We start from the raw sequence: 26,649 nt of genomic DNA on the forward strand, positions 1-26,649 counted from the left end.
GGAGACCTGAGATGCCCGGACCTGCTGACCGACCCGCAGCCGCAGCCCTGCGCCCCGTCGCGCTGCGCTGCGAGTTGCAGGAGGAGCCTCGGGGTCTCAACGATCTCGCGCCCCGCCTGAGCTGGGGATGCGAGGGCGACGCCGAGCTGGCCGCGAGCCGGGTGGTGGTTGGTCTCGATCACGATGCTATAGGATCGGGGCAGGGTGATCTCTGGGACAGCCGCTGGCTCTCCGGCAGCCCGTCGCCGCTGCGCTACGCGGGTGCCGCCTTGCCGCGCGATGCGCGCCTGTGGTGGGCCGTCGGCCTGCGCGACGCGCAGGGCGCCGAGACATGGTCGAACCCCGCGCCGATCTTCACCGGCCTCGATCCCTCGGATTGGGATGCGCAGTGGATCGCCCGCTACTTCGTCCTGCCTGCCGGGCGCGAAGTGCCGCAGGACAGCGCCTATGACAACCGCTTCCAGGCCCGCCCTGCCGATTACCTGCGCCGAACATTCGACCTGCCAGAGGCGCCGGTGCGGGCCTTTGCCTATGTCACCGCGCTGGGTCTCTACGAGCTGCACCTCAACGGCGCGCGGATTGGCGAGGACGTCATGGCTCCGGGCTGGACCGACTACCACAGGCGCACCGAATATACCGTGCATGACGTCACCGCGCATCTGAACGCAGGCCCGAACGCCCTCGGCGCGATCCTCGGCGAAGGCTGGTATTCGGGCCGCATCGGCCACAACCAGCGCCGCGCGGGCAACCATTACGGCGGCCGCCCGGCCTTCCTGTGCCAGCTGCACCTCGAATACGCGGGCGGGCGGACCCAGCGCATCGTCACCGACGCGCAGTGGCGCACCAGGCAGGGGCCGGTCTGCTACTCGGACTTCCTCGCGGGCGAGATGTACGACGCGCGGCGCGAGATGCCCGGCTGGGATACGCCAGCCTTCGAAGAGGTGAACTGGCAGCCGGTCGAGGTCTTCACCCCCGATCCCCGCGCGCCGGAGCTCGACGCCGCCCGCGCACCGCTGGCCCGCGAGGTCGCCGCGCTGGAGCCGCGAGGTGAGACCCTTGCGGCGGATGGCGAGCGTGTTTTCGACTTCGGCCAGAACCTGGCGGGCTACGTGACGCTCGAAGTCGAGGCCCCCGAGGGCACCGAGATCCGCCTGCGCCACGCCGAACGGCTGGACGAGTCGGGCGCGCTCTACACCGCCAACCTGCGCTTCGCGGTCAGCGAGGACATCTACATCTGCAAGGGCGGCGGGCCAGAGACCTTCACGCCGCGCTTCACCTTCCACGGTTTCCAATATGTCGGCCTCAGCGCCAACGGGCCGGTCGGGGCCCTGAGCCTCAAGGCGGTGGCGATCCAGTCCGACCTGCCGCAGACGGGCGCCATCGAGACCGGCCACCCGATGCTCAACAAGTTGATCTCCAACATCTTCTGGAGTCAGCGCGGCAACTTCCTTGCGGTGCCGACCGACTGCCCGCAGCGCGACGAGCGGTATGGCTGGTCTGCCGACGCACAGGTGTTCTGGCGCACGGCGGGATACTTCATGGATGTCAGCGCCTTCACCGAGAAGTGGCTTCAGGACATGGTTGATGGCCAGTCCGCCGAAGGCGTCTTCCCCGATGTCGCGCCCACCAAGCCGCTCAACCCCTACCGCCTGACGCCGCAACCCGGCGCCCCCGCGTGGGGCGACGCACCGGTCATCCTGTGCCGCGATCACTGGATGCGCTACGGCGATGCCGGGCTGCTGCGCCGCATGTGGGGCCCGCTGGTGGCCTGGATGGACTACATCGAACGCGAGAACCCGGATGGCATCCGCGAGCGCGCGGTGCACAACAACTACGGCGACTGGCTGTCGATCGGCCCGGTCACCGACCGGGCGCTGGTGGCGACGGCCTACTGGATCCATATGGCCGATATCATGGGCGCATTGGCCGCGGTGCTCGGCGAGTCCGAGGCGCGCTGGACCGCGCTGGCAGTGCGGCTGCGCCGTGCGTTTCTCGGGCGCTTCTGGCAAGAGGGCCGCCTTCGCGGCGATACCCAGACAGCCTACCTGCTGGCGCTGGACTTCGCTCTGCTCCCCGAGGCGATGCGCCCGCAGGCAGCGGAACGGCTCGGGGCCTTGTTCGAGGCGTCGGATGGCCACCTGCAGACCGGCTTTCTTGGCGTGCGGCACCTTGCGCCGGTGGTTTGCGACTGGCTCGGGCCGGAGCGGGCGGTCGATCTGCTGCTCAAGGAGACCTACCCCTCGTGGGGGTTCTCGATCCGCCACGGCGCGACGACGATCTGGGAGCGCTGGGACGGCTGGACGCCGGAGCAGGGCTTCCAGTCCACCGCGATGAACTCCTTCAATCACTACGCCTATGGCGCGGTCGGGGAATGGATCTGGGCGCGGCTGGCGGGCATCGACTGGAGCGCGGCGGGTCCGGGATTCCGCGTTCTTGCCATGCGCCCGGTGTTCGACCGGCGCATCGGTCACGTCACGGCGCGCTACGAGGCGGCCTCGGGACCGGTGGCGAGCGCCTGGCACTTCGAGGGCGAGGCGGTGGTTTGGAAGGTGACGCTGCCCCCCGGCACCCGCGCCGAGGTCGCCTTGCCCGACGGGTGGCATTGCGACGGGCAGCGGTGTTTCGCGCTGCCGGCAGGCGCGCATGTCCTGAGCCTGAGCCTGAGCCGCAGCGCGGCCTGACGGCGCGCGCGTCTCGGCGTCAGAGTTCCTCGAGCGAGGACATGAACTTGGAGAAGAGCGCGCCCTGGGAGCTGACCCCCAGCTTGCCATAGATGTTGCGCCGGTGAATGCGCACCGTGCCCGGCGCAATTCCCAACGCCTGGCCGGTGGCCTCGGCGGAATGGCCCTTGAGCGTGTATTCAACGATCTCCGCCTCGCGCGGGGTCAGCAGGTTGCGCCCGAAGCTCTGGAAAGCGTCGTCGATGAGCTTTGGAAGGCGCGGCTCCTCGCTGCCGGGCTGGCCCGCGAAGTCTTCGATCAACCCGACCCAATGCTTCCGTGCGCAGGCCTCGATGAACGGGAAAACCGCCTGAAAGTCACGGAATTCCTTGGCAGAAAATGCCTTGTGCTCGCGCATCGCCGAAATCACGACGCTCACATCGTCACCGACATCGACGATGAAGCCTATTTCTTCAGCAAGTCCGGTCTGCACATAGTAGTTGCGAAAGTACTCGGCCTGGTAAAATCGGTCTGGAGCAAGCTCGCGCAGGCGCACCAGCCGAGAGGTCGTCGGGGCGGCAGAGTGAAGGTAGAACGGGTCCAGCAGATACGGGCCCTCCTGGTAGTCATCCACCATGACCCGGCGCTTTGCTGCGGGGAAATCATCATAAATATCAATAGGTCGTCGGTCACGGTAGTAGGCGAAGGTGACGGTGAACTCGAAGGGGACGACGGCGCGCATCGCATCGGTCAGCGCCTTTGGAAAGCCCGCTGTACCGATCGCGGTCACCGCCGCCGCGCTGGCCGCGACCCAAGTCTCTGTGTCAAATTTTCCAGCCATCTATGCCCTTTGTGGTATATACAACCATTACCAGTTTCCGTACCGTTTTTGAAAATTACGGCATATGCCGCTTGGCGCAAGAGCAAACAGCCACGCCAGGCATCGCGGGGTAAGCCGGGACGGGGAGCACGATGATTCAGGAACCGCACATGACCGACACCACCACTCACGTCCGCGCTCCGGAGGTCGTGGCCGAATTTGTCGGCGCAACCAAGCGTTTCGGCGAGGTTCTTGCGGCGGATCGTATCGATCTGCGGATCCGGCGCGGCGAGTTCCTGTCCTTCCTCGGACCTTCCGGTTGCGGCAAGACCACGGCGCTGAGGATGCTTGCAGGCTTCGAGAGCCCGACTGCGGGCGAGGTGCTGATCGACGGGCGCGACGTCTCGGCGGTGCCCGCCCACAAGCGCCCGGTGAACATGGTGTTCCAGCACTACGCGCTTTTCCCGCATATGACCGTGGCGCAGAACGTCGGTTACGGGCTGCGCCAGCGGCGCCCTCGGCTGCCCAGGCGCGAGATCGAGCTGAAGGTGGCGAAGGCCCTCGCGACGGTGCGTTTGGCGGATTTCGGCCCGCGCCGGATCTGGGAGATGTCGGGCGGCCAGCAGCAGCGCGTGGCACTCGCCCGCGCCATCGTCAACGAGCCGAAGATCCTGCTGCTCGACGAGCCGATGGCGGCGCTCGACGCCAAGCTGCGCGGCGAGATGCAGCGCGAATTGCTGGATCTCCAGCGCAGCCTCGGGATCACCTTCGTGCTGGTCACCCACGACCAGGAAGAGGCGCTCGCGATGTCTGACCGCATCTGCATCATGGGCAAGGGGCGCATCGCGCAAGTGGGCACGCCGCAGGATCTCTACGATCGCCCGCGCAGCCGCTACGTCGCCGATTTCGTGGGCAAGGCGAATATCGTGTCGGGCCAGATCACCGGACGGCAGGCCGGCCTTGCCCAGGCGGTGGTGGGCAATGGCGTGAAGGTCGTGCTGCGCGACGAGCCGGACGATGACCGAAGCGCCGCCGAGATCGCCGTGCGCCCCGAAGCGCTTTCGCTCGCGTCGCGGGATGCAGCTGCCCCGGAGCGCGCAGCCTCGCTGCCCGCGCGAGTCACCCATCGCACCTTCCTCGGCGATCACACCGAATACCTGCTGGTTGCCGAAGGCATCGGCCCATTGCAGGTCAACGTTCCGCGACAGGCCGAAAGAGCCTTGGGCGGACATGACGTGGGCGCGTCTGTCCACGTGATCTGGCCAGAGGGAACGGGTCTCGTTCTCGCTGCCGACGACTGAAGACATTCCTATAAGTCAAAGTCCAACAAGGGAAAATTGAGATGAAAGACGATAACACGCCGATCTCGCGCAAGGCGTTCATGGAAGAGCTTCGGCGCTACCAGAAGGGCTCGGTCAGCCGCCGCCACTTCCTCGGGGTGACCGGGCTCGGCACCGCCGCGGCGGTCATGGGCGGCGCGCTGCCGGGCTTGCTGCCGGGCCGCGCCCGCGCGCAGGACATCGGCGACCGCGTGGTGCTGGCAACCTGGCCGAACTACCACGACCCCGCCAACTTCGACGCCTTCACCGACGCGACCGGCGCCTACACGCAGGTCAACGTGTTCGGTTCCAACGAGGAGATGCTGGCGAAGATCCAGGCGGGCGGCTCGGGCTGGGACGTTTTCGTGCCCACCAACTACGCCATCCCGACCTATGTCGAGGCGGATCTCATCGAGCCGCTGGATCTGAGCAAGATCCCGAACTTCGACGCGGCGGCCTTCGAGAAGCGCTTCTCGGATGCGGGCACGATCGACGGCGTCGTCTACGGCGTGCCGAAGAACTGGGGCACCACCGGTATCGCCTTCAACTCGGACAAGACCGGCGGTGTTGTGGACAGCTGGAAAGCCTTCTTCGACGGGGCCCGCGACAAGTGGGACGGCCGGGCGATGGTGCATGACTACCAGCTCACCACGATCGGCAACGCGCTGGTTTACCACGGTTTCTCCTTCAACTCGGTGGACCCGAACGAGCTGGCGCAGGCCGAGAAGCTGCTGATCGACGTCAAGCCGCACCTCTATGCCATCTCGTCCGACTACCAGCCCGCGATGCGCAACGGCGATGCCTGGCTCACCATGTGCTGGACCGGCGACGGCAAGCAGATGAACGCCGACATGCCCGAGATCGGCTTCGCGCTCGGCAAGGAGGGCGGCGAGATCTGGTCCGACTATTACGCCATCCCCAAGGACGCGCCCCACAAGGAGGCCGCCTACGCGCTGATCAACTACCTGCTGTCGCCGGAGGTGAACGCCAAGGAGGCGCTCGCCCACGGCTACCCGGTGGCCGACAGCCGCACCAATGCGCTGCTGCCCGAGGAGCTGCTGAACGATCCGATCATCTATCCCGCCGCCGAAGCCCTCAGCCCGCTGGAGTTCGGCGCGGCGGTGACCCTGACCGACCCGAACCGTGCCGAGCTGATGGCGCGCTTCAAGTCGGCCTAAGAGCGAAGACGGAGACAGGACGATGGCCATGACCCAATCCCGGGCGCGGGCGCTGCTGCTGACACCGGCAGGGCTGTGGTACGCGGCGATGCTGCTGCTGCCGCTGGCCGTCGTCCTGATCTTCTCCTTCGGCGAGCGCAGCGCCATTGGCGGCTACGCGCCCGGCTTCACCTTCGAGCAATACGCAAACCTTCCGGCGCGTTTCGCGGCCTTCCGCAACACGCTGACGCTGGCACCTGTGGGCACCGTCGCGGCGCTCGTCATCGCCTATCCGCTGGCCTATTTCCTGGCGGTAAAGGTCTCGCCGAAATGGAAGACCATGCTGCTCGTGCTGGTGATCGTGCCGTTCTGGACCTCGATCCTCATCCGCTCCTACGCGTGGATCTTCCTGCTCGGCGGCAAGGGCATCCCGGCGCTGCTGGAGTCCATCGGCCTTGATGACGTGCGGCTGCTCAACACGCCCTTCGCGGTGCTGGTGGGCATCGTCTACGGCTACCTGCCGCTGATGGTCTTCCCGATCTACGTGGCGCTGGAAAAGCTCGACAAGCGGCTGCTCGAGGCGGCGGCGGATCTTGGCACGCCCCCCTGGCGTGCCTTCCTGCAGATCACGCTGCCGCTGTCGATGCCCGGTGTGCTGACCGGCTCGATGCTGGTGTTCATCCTGCTGATGGGCGAGTTCCTGATCCCCGCGATCCTTGGCGGCGGCAAGGTCTTCTTCGTCGGCAACGCGCTGGTGGACCTCTTCCTGCAGTCGCGCAACTGGGCCTTCGGCTCGGCGGTGGCGGTGGCGCTGGTGGGGGTCATGCTGATCACCGTCGGCGTCTACACCCGCCTGGTGAAGCGCTTCGGCGCCAGCCGCGACGACGTCGGCCTGATGTGACCCCCCTGATGTAAATTCCTGAGAGACACGCATGAGACTTTACGCCTGGGCGGTCTACGCCTTCCTCTACCTGCCGATCGGCATCATCGCGCTGTTCTCCTTCTCGGCGGGGCGCTCGGCCTCGCAGATGCAGGGCTTCTCGCTGCAATGGTACGGCCGCGCGCTGAACAACCCCTTCGTGATGGAGGCGCTCTGGACCTCGGTGCGTGTCGCCTTTCTGTCGGCTGTTCTGGCGACGGTGGTGGGCACCATGGCGGCGCTGGCGCTGACCGGAATGCGCGGGCGCACCCGCAAGGTCTTTGACCTTTTGGTGCAGATCGCGGTGATGATCCCCGGCATCGTCATCGGCATCGCGACGCTGATCGCGCTGGTCTCGGTCTTCGACCTGGTCAACCCCTGGCTCGAAGGGCTGACCGGCTGGAAGCTGTCGCTGGGCACCGGCTCGCTGGTCGCGGCGCACGGGCTTTTCACCATGTCGCTGGTGGTGCTGCTGGTGCGCGGGCGGATGGAGACGCTGGACGGGGCGCTGATCGAGGCCTCGGGCGATCTTGGCGCAACGCCCATGGGCACCTTCTGGCAGGTGACCTTTCCGCAGATCCTGCCGGCGATCCTCGCGGGCTTCCTGCTCGCCTTCACCTTCAGCTTCGACGATTTCATCATCGCCTTCTTCGTCGCGGGCGCCGAGACCACACTGCCGATCTACGTCTTCTCGTCGATCCGGCGCGGCGTGACGCCCGAGATCAACGCGATCGGAACCATGGTCATGGCCGCCTCGCTTCTCATGCTGATCGTCGCGCAGCTCTTGCTGCGGCGCTCGCAGGCGCAGGCGCGCCGGTAATTCAAGACTTCAGGAGAGACCCATGCTGAAAGACCGTGTCGCATTGGTGACCGCCGCCGGTTCCGGGATCGGCCGTGCCGGCGCCGTGGCCATGGCCCGCGAGGGCGCCTTCGTGGTGGTGACCGACCTGCGCGAGGAACTGGCCGCCGAGACGCTGGCCGAAATCGAGGCCGCCGGGGGCCGGGGCATGGCGCAGGGCCTCGACGTGCGCGACGATGCGGCAGTCGAGGGGCTGATCGACCGGGTGGCGAAGGACCATGGGCGGCTCGATGTGCTGCATTCGCACGCGGGGATCCAGATCGAGGGCAGGGCCGAGGACGTGACCCCGGCGCAGATGGATTCTTCCTGGGCGCTGAACGTGCGGGCGCATTTCGTCGCCTCGCGCGCGGTGATCCCGCACATGCGGGCGCAGGGCGGCGGGTCGGTGATCATCACCGCGTCCAATTCCGGCTGCCAGTACGACCGGGGCATGGTTTCTTACGCGACCACCAAACATGCCGCCGTGGCGATGGTGAAGCAGATGGCGGTGGATTACGCGCGCGAGAGGGTCCGCTTCAACGCGCTGTGTCCGGGGTTTGTCGACACGCCCTTCAACCTTGGCTTCGAGAAGCAGATGGGCGGGCGCGCGGCGCTCGAGAGCTACGTCGCCGACACCATCCCGATGGGCCGCTGGGCCAGCGTGGAGGAGATCGCCGAGGGCATCCTCTACCTCGCCTCGGACCGCTCGGCCTTTGTCACCGGGCTGGCGCTGGTGATCGACGGCGGCGAGATCCTCTGATCCCGCCCCGAAGGGGTCAGCCGTTCGGCGAGCCGAAGCCGATGGTGGCCTCGACCGCGCGCTTCCAGGCGGCGTATTTGCGCTCGCGCACGGCGGGGTCCATCTGCGGCTCGAAGCGCGCGTCGCGGGCCCAGGACGCCGCAAATTCCTCCATTCCCGGCATGATCCCGGCGTTCTGACCGGCAAGCCATGCCGCGCCCATGGCGGTGGTTTCAAGCACGGTGGGCCGCTCGACCGGCGCGTCGAGGATGTCCGAGAGGTACTGCATCCCCCAGTCCGAGGCGCTGAGTCCGCCATCCACCCGCAGCGCCGCCATCTCGGCATCGCCATGCGCAGCGGCCCAGTCCGCCTTCATCGCCTCGATGAGGTCGCGGGTCTGGTAGCCGACGCTTTCCAGCGCGGCGCGGGCGAACTCGGCGGGGCCGGAGTTGCGGGTGAGCCCGTAGATCGCCCCCCGGCAATCGGCGTTCCAATAGGGCGCACCGAGCCCGGTAAAGGCGGGCACCAGCACCAGCTCCTGCGCCGGATCGGCGGCCTCGGCCAGAGGCTGGCTCTCGGCGGCTTCGCGGATCACCTTGAGCCCGTCGCGCAGCCATTGGATCACCGCACCGGCGACGAAGATCGAGCCCTCGAGCGCATAAGTGGTCTTGCCGCCGATGCGGTAGGCGATGGTGGTGAGCAGGCGGTTCTGCGACACCACCGGCGTCTCGCCGGTGTTGAGCAGGGCAAAGCAGCCGGTGCCATAGGTGGATTTCACCATGCCGGGGGCAAAGCAGGCCTGGCCGATGGTGGCCGCCTGCTGGTCACCGGCGATGCCGAGGATGGGGATCGGGCGGCCAAAGAGATCGGCGCGGCAGTCGCCGAAGTTGGCGTCGCAGTCGCGCACCTCGGGCAGCATGTTCGTGGGAATGTTGAGCCGCTTGCAGATCGCCTCGGACCAGCGCCCCTCGCGGATGTTGTAGAGCATGGTGCGCGCGGCGTTGGTGGCGTCGGTGGCATGGACCGCGCCGCCGGTCAGCTTCCAGACCAGCCAGCTGTCCACCGTGCCGAAGAGCAGCTCGCCCGCCTCGGCTTTCTCGCGCGCGCCCTCCACGTTGTCGAGAATCCACGCCAGCTTGGTGGCCGAGAAATAGGGGTCGAGCAGCAGGCCGGTCTTTTCGGTGACGGTGGCTTCGAAGCCCTCGTCGCGCAGGCCCCGGCACATCTCCGAGGTGCGGCGGTCCTGCCAGACGATGGCATTGTGCACCGGCTTGCCGGTGGTCTTGTCCCAGACCACGGTGGTCTCGCGCTGGTTGGTGATGCCGATGGCGGCGATGTCATCCGGGCCCGCGCCCGCCTTCTCGACCACGGCGCGACAGGTGGCGGCGGTGGTGGACCAGAGGTCGAGCGGATCATGCTCGACCCAGCCGCTCTGCGGGAAGTGCTGCGGGAACTCCTCCTGCGCCGAGGCAACGACCTGCAGCTTTTCGTCGAAGAGGATTGCGCGGGTCGAGGTGGTGCCCTGGTCGATGGCGAGGATGAGGGTCATGTCTTTGGTCCGGCCTTCTCTTGTGTCGTCTGTCGTGTCGGACGCGCGGCGCAGGGCCCGCGCGATCCCTGGGAGATCTGCCTCTCGGGTCAGTCCTTTGCCCAACTCGTATCGGCGATGGCCACGCAAGGCCATGGCGAAGACGAGAAAACGGGGGCGGGCCGAAACCCGCCCCCGTGCAGTTAGCTCAGTTCCAGGAGGCGACGAGTTCGTCGTAGGAGACGGTCTTCGGCTCCTCGCGCTCGTTTTCGATCTTCGGCTTCGGCGAGCCTTCCATCGAGAGCCATTCCTCGGCGTCCTTCTCCTCGTTCATCACCGGGCCCAGGTCGCCCTGGATACCGGCGCGCTCGAGGCGCTCCATGACCTTCTCCATGTCAGAGCAGAGGCTGTCGAGGGCCTCTTGTGCGGGCTTCGCGCCCGACATGGCGTCGCCGATGTTCTGCCACCAGAGCTGCGCCAGCTTTGGGTAGTCGGGCACGTTGGTGCCCGTGGGCGACCAGCGCACGCGGTCCGGCGAGCGGTAGAATTCCACCAGGCCGCCGAGCTTCGGCGCGCGGTCGGTGAAGCTCTGGTCCTGGATGGTGCTCTCGCGGATGAAGGTCAGGCCGACGTGGCTCTTCTTCACGTCCACCGTCTTGGAGGTGACGAACTGCGCGTAGAGCCAGGCGGCCTTGGCGCGATCTTCCGGGGTGGATTTCATCAGCGTCCAGGAGCCCACGTCCTGATAGCCGACCTTCATGCCTTCCTCCCAGTAAACGCCATGCGGCGAGGGCGCGAGGCGCCACTTCGGCGTGCCGTCCTCGTTCATCACCGGCAGGCCGGGCTCGACCAGCGAGGCGACGAAGGTGGTGTACATGAACATCTGCTGCGCGATGTCCCCCTGCGCCGGGACCGGACCGGCCTCGGAGAAGGTCATGCCCATGGCCGAGGGCGGCGAGTACTTGTTGAGCCACTCGATCGCCTTCTCGACGGCATAGACCGCCGCCGGGCTGTTGGCCGCGCCGCCGCGCGCCATGCAGGCGCCGACCGGCTGCGAGTTCTCGTTCACCCGGATGCCCCATTCGTCGACCGGCAGGCCGTTCGGCTCGCCCTTGTCGCCCATGCCGGCCATCGACATCCACGCGTCGGTGTAGCGCCAGCCGAGCGAGGGGTCCTTCTTGCCGTAGTCCATCGAGCCGAAGACCTTCTTGCCGTCGATCTCGCGGCCGGTGAAGAACTCGGCGATGTCCTCATAGGCCGACCAGTTGACCGGCACGCCCAGCTCGTAGCCGTACTTTTCCTTGAACTCGGCCATGATCTCGGGATCGGTGAACCAGTCGTAGCGGAACCAGTAGAGGTTGGCGAACTGCTGGTCGGGCAGCTGGTAGAGCTTGCCGTCGGGCGCGGTGGTGAACTGGGTGCCGATGAAGTCCTCGGGATCCAGCGTCGGGCTGGTGACCTCGGAGCCCTCGTTCGCCATCCAGTCGGTCAGGTTGCGCACCTGCTGGTAGCGCCAGTGGGTGCCGATGAGATCGCTGTCGTTGACATAGGCGTCGTAGATGTTCTCGCCCGACTGCATCTGCGTCTGCAGCTTCTCGACCACGTCGCCCTCGCCGATGAGGTCATGGGTGATCTTGATGCCGGTGATCTTCTCGAAGGCCGGGGCGAGCACCTGGCTTTCGTACTCATGCGTGGTGATCGTCTCGGAGACCACCTTGATCTCCATGCCCTGGAACGGCTGAGCGGCGTCGACGAACCACTGCATCTCGGCTTCCTGGTCGGCGCGCGAAAGCGTCGACATATCGCCGATCTCGGCGTCGAGGAAGGCCGTGGCCGCCGCCATGTCGGCGAGGGCTGGCCCGCCCAGCAGGCCAAGCGCGAGCGCTATGGCGGTTGTTGTCTTCAGGTTCATGGTTTCCTCCCTTATTGAACCATTTTGACGGATGCGGTGGTCCGGGCCTCCTCCGGCCCAGAGAGCGCTCTGCGGGGTCTCAGACCCAGCGGAACACCGCCACCGCGTAGAGCAGGCAAAGGGCAAGCGCCCCGGGCTGCGCCTGGCCGACAAGGCCGAGCCAGGCGAGATTGATGAAGGCCGAGCCCAGCAGCGTGATGAACAGCCGGTCGCCGCGCGTTGTCTCGATGCCGAGAACGCCGTGGCGCGGGGTCTCGGGGAAGCGGATCGCCAGCACGGTGAAGATCACCAGCAGCGCCGCGATGGTCAGAAAGAAGGCCGCCGTGGGCCAGGTCCATGCCATCCAGTCCATGGTCTCTCTCCTCTCAGACGCGGCCCAGGGCAAAGCCCTTGGCGATGTAGTTGCGGACGAACCAGATCACGAGCGCGCCGGGAATGATGGTCAGCACCCCCGCCGCCGCCAGCACGCCCCAGTCGAGCCCGGAGGCCGAGACGGTGCGGGTCATGGTCGCGGCGATGGGCTTCGCGTCCACCGTGGTCAGCGTGCGCGACAGCAGCAGCTCGACCCAGGAGAACATGAAGCAGAAGAAGGCGGCGACGCCGATGCCCGACGAAATCAGCGGCATGAAAATCTTCACGAAGAAGCCCGCGAAGCTGTAGCCGTCGATATAGGCGGTCTCGTCGATCTCCTTCGGCACACCGCGCATGAAGCCTTCGAGGATCCACACCGCCAGCGGCACGTTGAACAGGCAGTGGGCGAGGGCCACGGCGATGTGCGTGTCGAAGAGGCCGATCGAGCTGTAGAGCTGGAAGAACGGCAGCGCGAAGACCGCCGGGGGCGCCATGCGGTTGGTCAGCAGCCAGAAGAACAGGTGCTTGTCGCCCATGAAGTGATAGCGCGAGAAGGCATAGGCCGCCGGCAGCGCCACGGTGAGCGAGATCACCGTGTTCATCACCACGTAGATCAGCGAGTTGATATAGCCGGTGTACCAGCTCGGATCGGTGAGGATCGTTGCATAGTTGGCAAAGGTCAGGTTGCGCGGCCAGAGCGTGAAATCGCCGAGGATCTCGGTGTTGGTCTTCAGGCTCATGTTGAGCAGCCAGTAGATCGGCAGCAGCAGGAACAGCAGGTAGAGCGTCATGACGATGGCGCGCCCGTTGATCCGCGGCAGGCTGCGCGACCGGCTTGCGGCGGGGGCGAGGGTGGTGTCGGTCATCTCACATCCCCTTTTTGTCGAGGTTGGTCATCACGGTGTAGAACACCCAGGAAATCAGCAGGATCACCAGGAAGTACATGATCGAGAAGGCGGCGGCGGGGCCAAGGTCGAACTGTCCAAGCGCCATCTTCACCAGGTCGATCGACAGCAATGTCGTCGCGTTGCCGGGGCCGCCGCCGGTGACCACGAAGGGTTCGGTGTAGATCATGAAGCTGTCCATGAAACGCAGCAGGATGGCGATCATCAGAACCCCCGCCATCTTCGGCAGCTCGATGTAGCGGAACACCTTCCAGCGGCTGGCCTGGTCGATCTTCGCCGCCTGGTAGTAGGCGTCGGGGATCGACTTGAGGCCCGCGTAGGCCAGCAGCGCCACCAGCGAGGTCCAGTGCCAGACGTCCATCACCACGATGGTGATCCAGGCGGCCAGCGGGCTCTGCGTGTAGTTGTAGTCGATGCCGAGATTTTCCAGCGTGCGCCCCAGCAGGCCGATGTCGACCCGGCCGAAGACTTGCCAGATGGTGCCCACGACGTTCCACGGGATGAGCAGCGGCAGCGACATGAGCACGAGGCAGAAGGACGCCCAGAAGCCGGACTTCGGCATGTTGAGCGCGACGAAAATGCCCAAAGGCACCTCGATGGCGAGGATGATGCCTGAGAACATCAGCTGCCGCCCGAGCGCGTTCCACATCCGGTCGGAATGCAGCATCTCGTCAAACCATTCGAGCCCGGCCCAGAAGAACTGGTTGTTCCCGAAGGTGTCCTGCACCGAGTAGTTGACCACGGTCATCAGCGGGATCACCGCCGAGAAGGCCACCAGCACCAGCACAGGCAGCACGAGGAACCATGCCTTGTGATTGACGGTCTTGTTCATCAGGCAGCCTCCCCCTCGGGTGCGACGCGCCAGTCGTCGCGGTAGACGTTCACATGCGCCGGATCGAAGCGCACCCGGGTCATGTCCGGCCCGATGCTCTCGTCCTCATGCGCCACGATGTTGATGTCATGGCCGAAGAACTCGGCGCGGATGATCTTGTGCCGCCCGGCGTCCTCGACGCGGCGCAGTTTCACCGGCAGCCCCTCGGTGGCACTGAGCCGGGCGAACTCGGGGCGCACGCCGATTTCGACCTTGCCATCCATCGCGCGGTAGCCGGCACCCAGATCGAAATCCGAGCCGTTGATATAAGCGCGGTTGCCCTCGACCTTGGCGGGGATGACGTTCATCCCCGGCGAGCCGATGAAATAGCCGACGAAGGTATGCTCGGGCCGCTCGAAAAGCTCCTCGGGCGTGCCGATCTGCACGACGCGGCCGTCATACATCACCACCACCTTGTCGGCGAAGGTCAGCGCCTCGGTCTGGTCGTGGGTGACGTAGATCATCGTGTGGCCGAAGTCGTGGTGCAATTTCTTGAGCTGGGTGCGCAGCTCCCACTTCATGTGCGGGTCGATCACCGTCAGCGGCTCGTCGAAGAGCAGGGCGTTCACGTCCTTGCGCACCATGCCGCGGCCAAGGCTGATCTTCTGCTTGGCGTCGGCGGTGAGCCCGCTGCACTTGCGGCGCAGCTGGTCCTCCATGCCGATCATCCGCGCGATCTCCTGCACGCGCTCGGCGACATAGGCTTCGTCGCGGCCGCGGTTGCGCAGCGGGAAGGCGAGATTGTCGCGCACGGTCATCGTGTCGTAGACCACCGGAAACTGGAACACCTGCGCGATGTTGCGCTCGGCGGTGGGGGCGTGGGTCACGTCCTGCCCGTCGAAGAGCACGCGCCCCTGCGAGGGGATCAGCAGCCCCGAGATGATGTTGAGCAGCGTGGACTTGCCGCAGCCCGAGGAGCCGAGCAGCGCATAGGCGCCGCCGTCGTCCCAGTCATGGGTCATCTGCTTGAGCGCGAAATCCTCTTCGCCGCGCGGGTGCGGCAGGTAGGAGTGGGCGAGATTGTCGAGCGTTATCTTGGCCATGTCGCCTCCTCCTCAGGCAGCTTGCGCATAGGCGGCGGGGGCGACGAGATCGCCGTTCTCGCCAAAGACGTAGACGTGCCGGGGCGACAGCCAGACATCCAGCGGCTCGCCGAGCGGCAGGTCATGCACACCGCTCACCAATCCGACCCAGCGTTCGCCGTGATGGTCGAGGTGCACGAAGGTTTCCGAGCCGGTCAGCTCGCTCACCTGCAGCTGGGTGCGGAAGCGCAGTGCCTCGGGCTCGTGCTGAATGATCTCCAGGTGGTTGGGCCGGAAGCCCGCCATGTAGCGCCCGTCGGGCAGGCCCTTGAGCTTGCCGGTCGCGGGCGCGCTCTGGCCCTCGCCGAACATCAGCCGCTCGCCGGTCTTGGAGATCTGCAGGAAATTCATCGGAGGATCGCTGAACACCCGCGCCGTGGTGGCGTCGAGCGGCTGGCGGTAGACCTGCGGCGTCGGGCCGAACTGTGTCACGCGGCCCTCCCAGAGCGTCGCAGTATGGCCGCCGAGCAGCAGCGCCTCCTCGGGTTCGGTCGTGGCGTAGACGAAGATCGAGCCGGAAGCCTCGAATATCTTTGGGATTTCCACCCGCAGCTCTTCGCGCAGCTTGTAGTCGAGGTTGGCCAGCGGCTCGTCGAGCAGGACCAGTCCGGCGTTCTTCACCAGCGCCCGCGCCAGCGCGCAACGCTGCTGCTGACCGCCCGAGAGTTCCAGAGGCTTGCGCTCAAGGAAGGGCGTCAGCTTCATCAACTCGGCGCTCTCGCGCACCCGGCGGTCGATCTCTGTGCGGTCCACACCCATCAGCTTCATCGGCGAGGCGATGTTCTGGTACACGGTCATCGAGGGATAGTTGATGAACTGCTGGTAGACCATCGCCACCTTGCGGTCCTGCACCCGCATCCCGGTGACATCCTTGCCTTCCCAGAAAATCTTGCCGGTGGAGGGCACATCGAGCCCCGCCATCAGCCGCATCAGCGACGTCTTGCCCGACAGGGTCGGGCCCAGCAGCACGTTCATCGTGCCATTCGCGAGCGTCAGATCGGTGGGGGCAATATGGGTCTGCCCCTCGACGATCTTCGACACGCCTTTCAGTTCCAGCGACATAAGGTCCTCCTCCCCGCGCCGTATGTCTCCGCCGGGCTATTCGGCGGCGTCGGCCCTCTCGCGGCGGGATGCCATCCAGCCGTCAAGTGCCGAGATCTCCTCTTCGCTCAGGCGCAGCCCGAGCTTGGTGCGTCGCCACACCACGTCCTCGGCCGTGCGGGCAAACTCTTGCCGCATCAGCCAGATCACTTCCGCTTCGGTGAGCGTCGCGCCGAACCCCCTCCCGAGGTCCGCGGCGCAGGTCGCATCGCCGAGCAGCGCTTCCGCCTCGGTGCCATAGGCGCGCACGAGCCGCCGCGCCCAAACCGCCCCGAGGAAGGGATATTTCCTGTTCAGGCTTTGCACCAGCGCGTCGAACCCATCGACCGGGAAGTCGCCGCCCGGCATCGCCACGCCCGCCGTCCACGGACCGGACTTCAGCGTGATATGCGCGCCGATCTTTTCCAGCGCGCTTTCCGCCAGTCGCCGGTAGGTGGTGATCTTGCCGCCGAAGACGTTGAGCACGGGGGCGCCGCCCGTCGCGTCCACCTTGAGCGTATAATCCCGCGTCGCGGCCGTGGCGCTGCTCGCCCCGTCGTCATAGAGCGGGCGCACGCCGGAATAGGTCCAGACCACGTCCTCGGCCGAGATCGCCTTGGCGAAATACTGGTTGGCGAAGTTGATCAGATAGGCCTGCTCCTCGGGCGTGCAGACGGGGCGGCGGTCGGGGTTTTCATGCTCTGCGTCGGTGGTGCCGATCAGCGTGAAATCGCGCTCGTAGGGGATGGCGAAAATGATCCGCCCGTCGCTGCCCTGGAAGAAGTAGCACTTGTCGTGATCGTAGAGCCGGCGCGTGACGATATGGCTGCCGCGCACCAGCCGCACGCCCTCGCGCGAGGGCAGGTCGATCTTGTCGTGGATCACGTCGCCGACCCACGGCCCGCCCGCGTTGATCAGCATCTTCGCGTAATGGGTTGCTTTCGCACTCGTCTCCGCGTCCTCGGTCTCGATCCGCCAGAGCGCGCCGTCGCGCTGCGCATGGGTGACCTTGGTGCGGGTCATGATCGTCGCGCCGCGCGCCTCGGCGTCGCGGGCATTGAGCACCACCAGCCGCGAATCCTCGACCCAGCAGTCGGAATACTCGTAGGCACGCTCGAAGCGCGCCTGCAGCGGCGCCCCCTCCTTCGTGCCCTTCAGCGACAGCGTTGCCGTGCCCGGCAGGATCTTCCGCCCGCCGAGGTGATCGTACATGAACAGCCCCATGCGGATCAGCCAGGCGGGGCGGCGGCCCTTCATCCAGGGCATCGCGAGTCCGAGCATCTTCGAGACCGGCGTCTCGCTCTCGAAGCGCATGTCCTTGTGGTAGGGCAGCACGAAGCGCATCGGCCAGCTGATGTGCGGCATGGCGCGCAGGAGCACCTCGCGCTCGACCAGCGCCTCATGCACCAGCCGCACCTCGAGATACTCGAGATAGCGCAGCCCGCCGTGGAACAGCTTGGTCGAGGCCGAGGACGTCGCCGAGGCCAGATCGCCCATCTCGGCCAGGGTGACCGACAGGCCGCGCCCCGCCGCGTCCCGCGCAATGCCGCATCCATTGATGCCGCCGCCGATGACGAAGAGGTCTGAAGGGGTGTTCGGGGTGGTGTTGCGCAAGGTGGCCTCGTTCCAGTTGGTCCGAAACTACCCCCGGACCGCACATTCACGCAAGAAGTTTGTTTTCGTTTTTTTTCGCATGGGATCTTCGCTCGCTTTCCTCATAAAACGGCGTGTTTGTCCTGCCATGGCGAAAGAATACCATGCATCTGCAGCAACGAATTCGCTGGAACAGGCGCGCATTTACGGGTTTTCTGGGCCAGACTCGCAAAAGCGAAAGAAACCGAACACATGTCCCAATCGCTTCGCCATCCGGAAATTCTCGAGATCGCCCGCCGCGACGGCAAGGTGACCGTCGAGGGGCTCGCGCAGCATTTCGGGGTCACGCTTCAGACCATCCGCCGCGATCTCAGCGAACTGGCCGACAGCGGCCGGCTTGAGCGGGTGCACGGCGGCGCGGTGCTGCCCTCGGGGACAATGAACATCGGCTACGAGGAGCGCCGGCATCTCAATATGGAGGCCAAGACCGCCATCGCCCGCGCCTGCGCGGCGCGCATCCCGCAGGGCATCTCGCTGTTTCTCAACATCGGCACCAGTACCGAGGCGGTGGCGCGCGAGCTCTTGCACCACAAGGGGCTGATGGTGGTGACCAACAACATGAACGTCGCCAATATCCTCGTCGCCAACCCCGAGTGCGAGGTGCTGGTCAGCGGCGGCAGCCTGCGCCGCACCGATGGCGGTCTGATCGGCGCGCTGGCGACCGAGAGCATCCGGCAGTTCAAGTTCGACCTCGCCGTCATCGGGTGCTCGGCGCTGGATGCCGAGGGCGACATCCTCGATTTCGATCTTCAGGAAGTGGGTGTCAGCCGCGCCATCCTGCGCCAGTCGCGGCGCACCTTCCTCGTCGCCGACCACACCAAGTTCCGCCGCAGCGCCCCTGCACGCATCGCCTCGCTGGCCGAGATCGACAAGTTCCTCACCGACCGGCCGCTGCCGCCGGCGCTGGCAAGTGCCTGCGAGGGGTGGGGCTGCGAGGTGGTGGTGGCCGGACGGGGCTGAGCCGCGCCGCGCTTGCGCGCGGCGGTGGCGCCGCTATAGCTCGGCCCATGCGTTTTGAAACCCCGCTCATTCCCGCCCGGCTGCTGCGCCGCTACAAGCGCTTCCTGGCCGATTGCCGTCTCGAGGACGGCACCGAGATCACCGCCCATGTCGCCAACCCCGGCAGCATGCTGGGCATGGCCGAGCCCGGCAGCCGGATCTGGCTGGAGCCGAACGATGACCCGAAGCGCAAGCTGAACTACGCCTGGCGGCTGATCGAGCATGAGAGCGGCGCCTTCACCGGCGTCGACACCGGCGTGCCGAACCGCGTGCTGCGCGCGGCGCTCTCGGCCGGGCAGGTGCCGGGTCTCGAGGGCTACACGGCCGTCCGCCCCGAGGTGCGCTACGGCGAGAACAGCCGCATCGACTTCCTGCTCACCGCGCCGGGCCGCGCGGACTGCTATGTCGAGGTGAAATCGGTGACGCTGTCTCGCGCGCCGGGACTTGCCGAGTTTCCGGACAGCGTGACCGCGCGCGGCACCAAGCATCTCGCCGAGCTCTCCACCATGGTTGCGCAGGGGCACCGTGCCGTGATGCTCTACCTCGTGCAGCGCACCGATGCCGCCGCGGTGACCCTCGCCGCCGACATCGACCCGGCCTATGCCGCGGGTTTCGCGGCGGCCATGGCGGCCGGAGTCGAAGTCCTGGCGATCGGCTGCGACATCACGCCGGCGCAGATTTGCCTCGGTGCGCCACTGCCGTTCCGCGCAGGCTGACGGCAGCGGGTGTTCTTCTTCTAGGCCCAAATATCCCGGGGGAGGCCGCGTCAGCGGACGGGGGCAGAGCCCCCATCCGGGCGATCCGCCGGGCGCAGGCTCAGGCCAGCCGAGAGGCCGGCTCCGCGACGTTCGCGCTTTCCTCGTCATCGCGCGAGATGTGCAGCGTGCGGGTGGGGAAGGGGATGTCCACGCCGTGTGCGTCGAGCGCTTCCTTGACCTTGCGCTTCATGTCGGCCTGGAACTGGAAGAAATCGGCGCTGGCCACCCAGACGCGCACCAGGAAGTCGACGGAGCTGTCGTTCAGCGCGTTGACCTGGATGAACGGGGTGGGCTCGCCCAGGGCGCGCGGATCGGAGGTGATGGTCTCGCGGATCACCCGCTCGGCGGTGGCCAGGTTCGCGCCGTAGCCGACGCCGAAGGTCCATTCCGCCCGACGGGTCTGGTAGACCGAGTAGTTCTCGATGACGTTGCCCCAGACTTCCGAATTGGGAACGATGATCTGGGTGTTGCTGAGACCGGCAAGCTCGGTGGTGTTGAGAGTGATGTCCTTGACGGTTCCCGAGACCCCGGCGACCGAGATGAAATCCCCGAGCTTGATCGGACGGAAGATGATGATCATCACGCCGGCGGCGACATTCGACAGCGTGCCCTGGAGCGCCAGCCCGACGGCAAGACCCGCGGCCCCCAGCGCGGCGATCACCGAGGTGGTCTGCACGCCGAAGGTGTTGAGCACCACGAGGATGGTGAAGATCATCACCGTGTAGCGGGCGATATTGCCAAGGAAGTTGAAGAGCGTGTCGTCGAGCCGGGCGCTGCGCGCCGACATACCTGTGATGCGCCCCTTCACCCAGCGGCCGATGAACAGCCCCACCAGCAGCAGCACGATCGCCGCCACGACGTTGCCGAGCATGCTCGCCAGGAAATCCAGTGTGAACACGTCGGACAGCGACGTGCCGTTGTAAATGTCGGTGTTCAAGACTTCGTTGATACTGTCCATTGTGCCTCGTTGGTCCTTCTTGCGGCCTGCGCCTGTCTCGCGCGCCGCTGCGTCCGGCGCGTCTTTCGGTCGGTTCTGCCTGATCCCCTTCAGGCGGGCTTGGGCGATGCCGGGGCGCTGCGGCCGTCGTGAGAGCCGCGTGGCGTCCCGCCTCGCGGGACTTAACGCCGGGACATGCCATTGCGTTCCCCTGCCATCCTCTGGCAATGAAACGCAACACGCATTAAGTATTGAAGGGAAGAGACCAATGGAGCGCCCCGTCTTGAAAAATGACACGAGCGGCCGTCTCACCCGCGACGGCATCCGCATTCACGAAACCGCCGATTTTGACGGCATGCACAAGGCTGGCGCGCTGGCCGCGAAGATCCTCGACGATCTCGCGCCGATGGTCGAGCCCGGCCAGACCACCGGCGCGATCGACGACTTCATCCGCAACGCGGTGGAGGAGGCGGGCGCGGTTTCCGCGACGATCGGCTACAAGGGCTATCAGCACGCCAGCTGCATCTCGATCAACCACGTGGTCTGCCACGGCATCCCCGGCGACAAGAAGCTGAAGGATGGCGACATCCTCAATGTCGATGTCACGGTGATCGTCGATGGCTGGTACGGCGACACCTCGCGCATGTACGTGGCCGGCAAGCTTTCGCGCAAGACCGAGCGGCTGATCCAGGTGACCCACGATGCGCTGATGCTGGGCATCGAGGCGGTGAAGCCGGGCAACACCTTCGGCGACATCGGTAATGCCATCCAGACCTATGTCGAGGCGCAGCGCATGTCGGTGGTGCGCGACTTCTGCGGCCACGGGCTCGGCCGGGTGTTCCACGCCGCGCCCAACGTGCTGCACTACGGCCGTCCCGGCACCGGGCCTGTGCTGGAAGAGGGCATGTTCTTCACCATCGAGCCGATGGTCAACCTCGGCCGCCCCGAGACCAAGGTTCTGGCCGACGACTGGACCGCGGTGACCCGCGACAAGTCGCTCTCGGCGCAGTTCGAGCATTCGGTTGGCGTGACCGCCGACGGGGCCGAGATTTTCACCCTTTCGCCGGGCGGCAAGTTCCACCCGACCTGGGGCTGACGCCCCTCCAAAAGATCAAGGCAAACCGGGCGCGCTCTCGCAGAGTCGCGCCCGGTTTCCGTCTCAGCGCATCACGAAGGGATTGGCCATCGGCTCGGCCGAGGTGTTGATCCAGGTCGTGCGCGTGCGGGTGTAGTCCTTGATCGCCTCCATTCCCGCCTCTCGCCCGTATCCCGAGTCGCCGAAGCCGCCGAAGGGCGCGATGGGCGAGATCGCCCGGTAGGTGTTCACCCAGCAGATCCCCGCACGCAGCCGCCCGGAAACCCGGTGGGCGCGGGCGAGATTCTGGGTGAAGATCCCCGAGCCGAGGCCGTAAAGGCTGTCATTTGCCAGCGCGACCGCCTCTTCCTCGGTGTCGAAGGGCAGCAGCGACATGACCGGGCCGAACATCTCGGTGTGCAGCGTGGCGATCTCCGGCGAGGGGCAGTCCACCAGCGTCGGTGCGATATAGTTGCCCGGCCGGTCCAGCGCCGCACCGCCGAAGCGCAGCGTCGCGCCCTGCGCCTGTGCCGCCTCCAGCGTCCTGCCGATCAGCTCCACCTGTGCCCGCGTGCAGAGCGGCCCCATGTGGCTCGCCGCGTCGAGCGGATCGCCGACGACGATGCCCTGCGCCTTCTCGGTGATCTTCGCCACCAGCGCCTCGAAGATGCTGCGCTGCACGAGCCCGCGCGATCCGGCCACGCAGCTCTGCCCGGAAGCCCCGAAGTTGCCCGCGATCAGCGCATTGGCCGCCCCCTCGAGATCGGCGTCCTCGAAGACGAGGATCGGGGACTTGCCTCCAAGTTCGAGCGTCGTGACCGCGAAATTCTCGGCCGAGTTGCGGATCACCTGGCGCGCGGTCTCCGGCCCGCCGGTGAAGGCGATGCGGTCCACCCCGGGGTGGACCGTCAGCGGGATGGCGCAGCCTGCGGCGTCGCCGGTGATCACCGAAACCACGCCGGGCGGGAAGCCCGCCGCGTCGATCAGCCGGGCAAACTCCAGCATCGGCACCGGGGCCACCTCCGAGGCCTTCAGCACCACGGTGCAGCCCGCCGCCAGCGCCGGGCCGAGCTTGGTCGCGGTGAGGAACATCTGCGCGTTCCACGGCACCACCGCGGCGACCACGCCGATCGGCAGGGGCTTGGTGAAAACGTGCATGTCCGGCTTGTCGATCGGCAGCACCGCGCCCTCGATCTTGTCGGCGAGCCCGGCGTAGTAGCGGTAGTAGTCGGCGACATAGGCGGTCTGGCTGGCGGTCTCGGCCAGCAGCTTGCCGCTGTCGGTGGTCTCGAGGCGCCCCAGCTCCTGCGCGTGCTGCTCTACGAGGTCGGCCAGCCGGTAGAGCAGCTTGCCCCGCGCGGTCTGGCTGAGATCGCGCCACTTGGGATCGTCCAGCGCCCGGCGGGCGGCGGTTACGGCGCGGTCCACGTCGGCGGGCGCGGCGCAGGCAAAGCGGGCCCAGGTTTCGCCAGTGGCGGGGTTCTCGGTTGCTAGGGTCTTGCCCGTCGCGCCCTCGCAGAAGGCGCCGTCGATGTAGAGTTGGTAGTGCGGCAGGTCGGTCATCAAAGCTCCTCAGGCAAAGGCGGGCAGGACGTCATCAAGGAAGCGCGCCAGCGAGTCGCGCTTGCGCTGGTGGCTCATGCCGCTGTCGATCCAGAACGAGAACTCGTCGTAGCCGAGATCCTCGTAGCGACGGATCTTGTCGATCACTTCCTTCTTGGTGCCGATGGTCAGGTCACGCGCGAGCTTCTCGGGAGCCATGAGGTTGTTCCCGGCGATCTCCTCCTCGCTCAGTGCCTCGATCAGCCCGTTGCGGACCGGGCGCTTGTTCTGGAACCAGGCCCCGAAATAGCAGTAGTAGCGCGAGATTTCGCGGGCGGCCTGCGCCACGTCCTCGGCATCGCGGCCGACGTAGGTGTGGTGCAGCAGCATGATCTTGGGGGTCCTGCCGGGGGTCTCGGCTCGGGCGGCGTCGAAACGGGCCTTCAGCGCGGTGATCTCTTCCATCCCCTGCCAGAGCGGCGTGACCTGGATGTTGAAACCGCTGGCGACGCCGAACTGATGGCTGGCCTCCTCGCGCGCGGCGATCCAGATCGGCGGGCCACCCGCCTGCACCGCCTTCGGCACAGCGGTGGTGGCGGGGAAGCTGTAGAACTGACCCTCGTGCGTGCAATCCCCGGCCCAAAGCTGCGGCAGCAGCGGCGCGGTCTCGCGCATTCGAGCGCCCGCCTGCGCCGCGTCGAGACCGGGCATCATCCGCTCGTACTCGAAGCTGTAGGCGCCGCGGGCGATGCCCAGCTCGAGCCGCCCGCCGGTGATGAGATCGGTGGCCGCGGCCTCTCCGGCCAGCCGGATCGGGTGCCAGAAGGGGGCGATCACCGTGCCGGTGCCAAGGCGCACGTTCTTCGTGTGATGCGCAAGATCGACGATCGACAGGAAGGGGTTTGGCGCGATGGTAAACTCCATGCCGTGGTGCTCGCCGGTCCAGATCGCGCGCATGCCGCCCTCGTCGGCCATCTTGCAGATCGAAAGGAACTCCTCGTGCAGCACCGCGTGGGGCTGATCCGGGGTAAGGCGCTCCATATGGGCAAAGAGAGAGAACTCCATGACTCAGCTCCTTTGGGCTCGGGGGTGCAGGCTCGCCTCGAAAAGGCGGGTGAGTTCGGCGGTGACCGCGTCGGCGTGGGTCATCGGCATCATGTGTGCGGCCTCGGGCTGCACCACGGCGCGGCCCTTCGGCGCGAGATCGGCCATGGCGCGCGACATGGCGGGCGTGGAGTTGGGCTCCAGCGCGCCGGTCATGAACAGCGCCGGACAGGCGAGGCCGCGCAGCGTGTCATCCGCGGGGCCGTCCTCGGCGGCGAAGATCCGGTAGGCGGCGCGGTAGCCCTCGGGATCGACATCGGTCAGCCAGTCGCGGCAGGCGGCACGGGCAGGGCTTTCGGCGGCACCGAACCATCGGGTGAGCGTCGGCTCGGGATCGCCGGTGCCACGCCCATCCAGCTGCGCCGCACGGTCCGCCACGGCCTGCCGGGCGTCCGGGCTGCGGCGGTAGATGGCGTTGAGGCAGCCGATGCCTGCCACGCGGTCCGGCGCGATCCGTGCCAGCTCGGCGGCGATCATCGCGCCCATGGAATGCCCGGCGATCAGGCTCGGACCTTGCAGCGCCGCGGCGATGCGCGCGGCAAAGTCCCGCAGGGTGGTCTCGCCGCTGCCGCGGCTGCCGCCATGGCCCGGCATGTCCACTGCCGTCACCCGGCAGTTCCCGGCCAGCGCAGCAAGCTGCGCACCCCAGGCCTCGGCCCGCAGGCCGACGCCGTGGATCAGCAACACGCGCGGGCCCGACGTACCCGCGACGATCCCCGCCAGCCCGCCGCCGAGGTCAGACCGCGGCCGGGTTTTCCAGGTCATGGCCGAGGTCCTTCAGGTCCTGGTAGCGGTCGCCGATGCGGTGGTGCGGGCGGCCCCCGGTAGCGGCGCCGAGCACCACGACGATCTCGTCGTCGCGCGGCGCGTCGGGAATCGAGAACTGGATGGTCAGGTAGTGCGAGCGCCGCCCGGCGTCGTTCTTGTCCATCAGCGGCACCATGATCGGCGCGTTCGCGCCGCCGCGGGTGTTGGTGAAGGCAAGGTAGCTCTTGGCCTCCACCGCCTGGCGGTAATGGTTGCCAAAGCGCAACGTGTGGATCAGCCCCGAGGCATGTTCGATCTCGCCATCAAGTCCGACCACGGCGGCCTTGCCATAGGCCTCGATCGCCTCGCCGCTGCCGCCGAGCGCGATCATCCGCCGCGTCATCAACTCGCCCAGAACCGGACCATAGGCGCGGATCTCGGGGCCTAGGTCCTCGACGTAGCGCCCGGCCCAGGGATTGCGCACCACCGCGGCCACGGCGAACATGCGCCAGGGCATTGCCGCGGGGCGGAAGCCCTCGATCAGCACCTCTTCGTCATAAGTCACGATCTTGCGTATTTCCGGCGTCATTCACCCACTCCTATTCGCTATCCCAGTGTGTTTCGCAGAGGGACGGTTTGACAAACGTGGAAAACGCGGTCTTATCCATTAGTCCTGCTAATGAAGGTGTGGAATGGCCCGATCCCTGCCGCCCGTCGCCTGGTTCCGCGCCTTCGAGGCGGCCGCCCGGCACCTCAGCTTTACGGCTGCGGCGGAAGAAATCGGCATGACGCAATCGGCGGTCAGCCAGCAGATCAAGGCGTTGGAAACGCGCTTCGGAGCCGAACTCTTCGCCCGCAAGCCGCGCGGGCTCGCGCTGACCGACGCCGGGCGCAAGCTGATGCCGCAGGTCGGCGCGGCGCTCGAGATGCTGCAGGCGGCAACGCTGGCGCTCGACGGCCCGCCCGAGGCCGAACTGTTGACCGTGGCCAGTTCCGTCAGCGTGGCAAGCTGGGTGATTGCGCCGCATCTGCCGGATTTCCACCGCCGCCATCCCGAGGTCCGCATCCGGTTCGCCAGCGCCATCTGGCCCGAGGACTTCCGCAGCGCCATGGCAGACGTCGAAATCCGCTTCGGCTCGCAGCGGCAGGTCGGGCAGAGCGCGCTGCCGCTGGAACCGAGCGAGCTGGTTGCGCTGAAATCGCCGCAGCTCGACGCCCCTCTTGAGGCTCTGCCGCTGATCGAATCCGTCGGCACCTCGGTCGGCTGGGACGCCTTCGGCGCGGCACATGGCCTCGGGTCGCTGCGCCCCCGGCTCTACGTGGATTCCTACGGCATGGCGCTGCACCTGGCGGCAGGCGGCAGCGGCGTCGCTCTGGTCAGCGCGCTGCTCGGGCGCGATGCCGAGGCCTCGGGGCAGCTTGTCCGTGCGCACGCCGGAAGCATCGCTCCGCGCGAAGGTTACTACATCGCGGTGCGCGAAGGCGTGCCCGCGGCGCGGGCCTTCGCGGCTTGGCTCGAAGAGCGTCTGATGGCGGGCTGAGGCGGCGCCGATGTGCGCCGCCCCGCTGGGCCTAGCCCATCAGCGCCTTGCGCAGCATGTTGCCGGCGAGCAGCAGCACGGTCAGCGCGAAGACCAGCCGCAGCCGCGCCGG

The 26,649-nt window shown here is 66.9% G+C and carries 24 protein-coding genes; 10 read left to right on the forward strand and 14 right to left on the reverse strand.

What is annotated here, in order from left to right:
* The first annotated feature begins 11 nt into the window (after positions 1-11).
* Positions 12-2,681 carry an alpha-L-rhamnosidase gene (locus IQ782_RS11590; protein WP_194134794.1) on the forward strand — a complete coding sequence of 890 codons (2,670 nt, stop codon included), beginning with the start codon at positions 12-14 and terminating at the stop codon, positions 2,679-2,681.
* A gap of 19 nt (positions 2,682-2,700) precedes the next feature.
* Here IQ782_RS11590 and IQ782_RS11595 read toward each other — a convergent pair whose 3' ends face one another.
* Positions 2,701-3,501 (reverse strand): helix-turn-helix transcriptional regulator, encoded by an 801-nt coding sequence (locus IQ782_RS11595; RefSeq protein ID WP_194134795.1) that lies wholly within the window; start codon positions 3,499-3,501, stop codon positions 2,701-2,703.
* A gap of 149 nt (positions 3,502-3,650) precedes the next feature.
* On the opposite strand from IQ782_RS11595, the gene IQ782_RS11600 reads away from it, so the two are divergent.
* The 5 genes from IQ782_RS11600 to IQ782_RS11620 are packed head-to-tail and all read left to right on the forward strand — an operon-like array spanning position 3,651 to position 8,473.
* Complete coding sequence (locus IQ782_RS11600; protein WP_194134796.1) at positions 3,651-4,781, forward strand: ABC transporter ATP-binding protein; 1,131 nt, start codon at positions 3,651-3,653, stop codon at positions 4,779-4,781.
* 41 nt (positions 4,782-4,822) lie between these two features.
* Positions 4,823-5,977, forward strand: a complete 1,155-nt coding sequence (locus IQ782_RS11605; RefSeq protein WP_194134797.1) for an ABC transporter substrate-binding protein — start codon at positions 4,823-4,825, stop codon at positions 5,975-5,977.
* Positions 5,978-5,999: 22 nt separating this feature from the next.
* Entirely contained in the window at positions 6,000-6,857 is an 858-nt protein-coding gene (locus IQ782_RS11610) for an ABC transporter permease (protein ID WP_194134798.1), read from the forward strand.
* Positions 6,858-6,888: 31 nt separating this feature from the next.
* The gene (locus tag IQ782_RS11615; RefSeq protein ID WP_194134799.1) at positions 6,889-7,695 is read left to right on the forward strand and encodes an ABC transporter permease; all 807 of its coding nucleotides are present in this window, start codon (positions 6,889-6,891) and stop codon (positions 7,693-7,695) included.
* Between the two features lie 22 nt (positions 7,696-7,717).
* Entirely contained in the window at positions 7,718-8,473 is a 756-nt protein-coding gene (locus IQ782_RS11620; protein ID WP_194134800.1) for an SDR family NAD(P)-dependent oxidoreductase, read from the forward strand.
* A gap of 16 nt (positions 8,474-8,489) precedes the next feature.
* On the opposite strand, the gene glpK is transcribed toward IQ782_RS11620, so the two are convergent.
* The 8 genes from glpK to glpD form a co-directional block, all read right to left on the reverse strand.
* On the reverse strand, positions 8,490-10,001 hold the full coding sequence (gene glpK, locus IQ782_RS11625) for a glycerol kinase GlpK (protein WP_194134801.1): 1,512 nt from the start codon (positions 9,999-10,001) through the stop codon (positions 8,490-8,492).
* A gap of 187 nt (positions 10,002-10,188) precedes the next feature.
* Positions 10,189-11,892: an ABC transporter substrate-binding protein gene (locus IQ782_RS11630; RefSeq protein WP_194134802.1), complete on the reverse strand. Its 1,704-nt coding sequence runs from the start codon at positions 11,890-11,892 to the stop codon at positions 10,189-10,191.
* Positions 11,893-11,971: 79 nt separating this feature from the next.
* Positions 11,972-12,244 (reverse strand): DUF2160 domain-containing protein, encoded by a 273-nt coding sequence (locus IQ782_RS11635; protein ID WP_194134803.1) that lies wholly within the window; start codon positions 12,242-12,244, stop codon positions 11,972-11,974.
* Between the two features lie 13 nt (positions 12,245-12,257).
* On the reverse strand, positions 12,258-13,109 hold the full coding sequence (locus tag IQ782_RS11640; protein WP_194134804.1) for a carbohydrate ABC transporter permease: 852 nt from the start codon (positions 13,107-13,109) through the stop codon (positions 12,258-12,260).
* A 1-nt stretch (position 13,110) separates the two neighbouring features.
* Positions 13,111-13,980 (reverse strand): carbohydrate ABC transporter permease, encoded by an 870-nt coding sequence (locus tag IQ782_RS11645; protein WP_194134805.1) that lies wholly within the window; start codon positions 13,978-13,980, stop codon positions 13,111-13,113.
* Positions 13,980-15,062, reverse strand: coding sequence for an ABC transporter ATP-binding protein (locus IQ782_RS11650; protein WP_194134806.1), 1,083 nt, complete (start codon positions 15,060-15,062; stop codon positions 13,980-13,982). The genes IQ782_RS11645 and IQ782_RS11650 overlap by 1 nt, the downstream gene beginning before the upstream one ends.
* A 12-nt stretch (positions 15,063-15,074) precedes the next feature.
* Complete coding sequence (locus IQ782_RS11655) at positions 15,075-16,163, reverse strand: ABC transporter ATP-binding protein (protein ID WP_194134807.1); 1,089 nt, start codon at positions 16,161-16,163, stop codon at positions 15,075-15,077.
* A gap of 36 nt (positions 16,164-16,199) precedes the next feature.
* Entirely contained in the window at positions 16,200-17,795 is a 1,596-nt protein-coding gene (gene glpD, locus IQ782_RS11660; protein ID WP_194134808.1) for a glycerol-3-phosphate dehydrogenase, read from the reverse strand.
* 231 nt (positions 17,796-18,026) lie between these two features.
* On the opposite strand from glpD, the gene IQ782_RS11665 reads away from it, so the two are divergent.
* Together IQ782_RS11665 and sfsA are read left to right on the forward strand one after the other, a co-directional pair.
* Complete coding sequence (locus tag IQ782_RS11665; RefSeq protein WP_194134809.1) at positions 18,027-18,794, forward strand: DeoR/GlpR family DNA-binding transcription regulator; 768 nt, start codon at positions 18,027-18,029, stop codon at positions 18,792-18,794.
* A 47-nt stretch (positions 18,795-18,841) separates the two neighbouring features.
* Entirely contained in the window at positions 18,842-19,549 is a 708-nt protein-coding gene (gene sfsA / locus IQ782_RS11670; protein WP_194134810.1) for a DNA/RNA nuclease SfsA, read from the forward strand.
* 100 nt (positions 19,550-19,649) lie between these two features.
* Here sfsA and IQ782_RS11675 read toward each other — a convergent pair whose 3' ends face one another.
* Complete coding sequence (locus IQ782_RS11675) at positions 19,650-20,549, reverse strand: mechanosensitive ion channel family protein (RefSeq protein ID WP_194134811.1); 900 nt, start codon at positions 20,547-20,549, stop codon at positions 19,650-19,652.
* Positions 20,550-20,811: 262 nt separating this feature from the next.
* On the opposite strand from IQ782_RS11675, the gene map reads away from it, so the two are divergent.
* Positions 20,812-21,624, forward strand: a complete 813-nt coding sequence (map, locus tag IQ782_RS11680) for a type I methionyl aminopeptidase (protein WP_420832640.1) — start codon at positions 20,812-20,814, stop codon at positions 21,622-21,624.
* 63 nt (positions 21,625-21,687) lie between these two features.
* Here the strand turns inward: map and IQ782_RS11685 are convergent, their stop codons facing one another.
* From IQ782_RS11685 to IQ782_RS11700, 4 genes are read right to left on the reverse strand one after another with little or no spacing between them, the layout of a single operon-like run.
* The gene (locus tag IQ782_RS11685; protein WP_194134813.1) at positions 21,688-23,166 is read right to left on the reverse strand and encodes an aldehyde dehydrogenase; all 1,479 of its coding nucleotides are present in this window, start codon (positions 23,164-23,166) and stop codon (positions 21,688-21,690) included.
* 9 nt (positions 23,167-23,175) lie between these two features.
* Positions 23,176-24,210, reverse strand: coding sequence for an LLM class flavin-dependent oxidoreductase (locus tag IQ782_RS11690; protein ID WP_194134814.1), 1,035 nt, complete (start codon positions 24,208-24,210; stop codon positions 23,176-23,178).
* Positions 24,211-24,213: 3 nt separating this feature from the next.
* A complete protein-coding gene (locus IQ782_RS11695) occupies positions 24,214-25,014 on the reverse strand; it encodes an alpha/beta fold hydrolase (protein ID WP_194134815.1) in 801 nt (266 codons plus the stop codon).
* Complete coding sequence (locus IQ782_RS11700) at positions 24,986-25,585, reverse strand: amino acid synthesis family protein (protein ID WP_194134816.1); 600 nt, start codon at positions 25,583-25,585, stop codon at positions 24,986-24,988. Before IQ782_RS11700 ends, IQ782_RS11695 begins: the two co-directional genes overlap by 29 nt.
* A 103-nt stretch (positions 25,586-25,688) precedes the next feature.
* Between IQ782_RS11700 and IQ782_RS11705 the strand changes: the two genes are divergently transcribed.
* The gene (locus tag IQ782_RS11705) at positions 25,689-26,537 is read left to right on the forward strand and encodes a LysR family transcriptional regulator (protein ID WP_194134817.1); all 849 of its coding nucleotides are present in this window, start codon (positions 25,689-25,691) and stop codon (positions 26,535-26,537) included.
* Positions 26,538-26,649 lie beyond the last annotated feature (112 nt).

Source organism: Salipiger mangrovisoli (assembly GCF_015223355.1).
Classification (GTDB): Bacteria; Pseudomonadota; Alphaproteobacteria; order Rhodobacterales; family Rhodobacteraceae; genus Salipiger; species Salipiger mangrovisoli.

Bases quoted from the DNA above. Each gene is read 5' to 3' on its own strand.
- IQ782_RS11610 (WP_194134798.1), top strand. From the start codon at position 6,000: ATGGCCATGACCCAATCCCGGGCGCGGGCGCTGCTGCTGACACCGGCA.
- glpK (WP_194134801.1), bottom strand. From the start codon at position 10,001: ATGACCCTCATCCTCGCCATCGACCAGGGCACCACCTCGACCCGCGCA.
- IQ782_RS11675 (WP_194134811.1), bottom strand. From the start codon at position 20,549: ATGGACAGTATCAACGAAGTCTTGAACACCGACATTTACAACGGCACG.
- IQ782_RS11640 (WP_194134804.1), bottom strand. From the start codon at position 13,109: ATGACCGACACCACCCTCGCCCCCGCCGCAAGCCGGTCGCGCAGCCTG.
- IQ782_RS11650 (WP_194134806.1), bottom strand. From the start codon at position 15,062: ATGGCCAAGATAACGCTCGACAATCTCGCCCACTCCTACCTGCCGCAC.
- IQ782_RS11605 (WP_194134797.1), top strand. From the start codon at position 4,823: ATGAAAGACGATAACACGCCGATCTCGCGCAAGGCGTTCATGGAAGAG.
- IQ782_RS11600 (WP_194134796.1), top strand. From the start codon at position 3,651: ATGACCGACACCACCACTCACGTCCGCGCTCCGGAGGTCGTGGCCGAA.
- IQ782_RS11590 (WP_194134794.1), top strand. From the start codon at position 12: ATGCCCGGACCTGCTGACCGACCCGCAGCCGCAGCCCTGCGCCCCGTC.
- IQ782_RS11630 (WP_194134802.1), bottom strand. From the start codon at position 11,892: ATGAACCTGAAGACAACAACCGCCATAGCGCTCGCGCTTGGCCTGCTG.
- IQ782_RS11665 (WP_194134809.1), top strand. From the start codon at position 18,027: ATGTCCCAATCGCTTCGCCATCCGGAAATTCTCGAGATCGCCCGCCGC.
- IQ782_RS11595 (WP_194134795.1), bottom strand. From the start codon at position 3,501: ATGGCTGGAAAATTTGACACAGAGACTTGGGTCGCGGCCAGCGCGGCG.
- IQ782_RS11700 (WP_194134816.1), bottom strand. From the start codon at position 25,585: ATGACGCCGGAAATACGCAAGATCGTGACTTATGACGAAGAGGTGCTG.
- IQ782_RS11690 (WP_194134814.1), bottom strand. From the start codon at position 24,210: ATGGAGTTCTCTCTCTTTGCCCATATGGAGCGCCTTACCCCGGATCAG.
- IQ782_RS11635 (WP_194134803.1), bottom strand. From the start codon at position 12,244: ATGGACTGGATGGCATGGACCTGGCCCACGGCGGCCTTCTTTCTGACC.
- IQ782_RS11655 (WP_194134807.1), bottom strand. From the start codon at position 16,163: ATGTCGCTGGAACTGAAAGGCGTGTCGAAGATCGTCGAGGGGCAGACC.
- IQ782_RS11705 (WP_194134817.1), top strand. From the start codon at position 25,689: ATGGCCCGATCCCTGCCGCCCGTCGCCTGGTTCCGCGCCTTCGAGGCG.
- IQ782_RS11645 (WP_194134805.1), bottom strand. From the start codon at position 13,980: ATGAACAAGACCGTCAATCACAAGGCATGGTTCCTCGTGCTGCCTGTG.
- sfsA (WP_194134810.1), top strand. From the start codon at position 18,842: ATGCGTTTTGAAACCCCGCTCATTCCCGCCCGGCTGCTGCGCCGCTAC.
- IQ782_RS11615 (WP_194134799.1), top strand. From the start codon at position 6,889: ATGAGACTTTACGCCTGGGCGGTCTACGCCTTCCTCTACCTGCCGATC.
- IQ782_RS11685 (WP_194134813.1), bottom strand. From the start codon at position 23,166: ATGACCGACCTGCCGCACTACCAACTCTACATCGACGGCGCCTTCTGC.
- IQ782_RS11695 (WP_194134815.1), bottom strand. From the start codon at position 25,014: ATGACCTGGAAAACCCGGCCGCGGTCTGACCTCGGCGGCGGGCTGGCG.
- IQ782_RS11620 (WP_194134800.1), top strand. From the start codon at position 7,718: ATGCTGAAAGACCGTGTCGCATTGGTGACCGCCGCCGGTTCCGGGATC.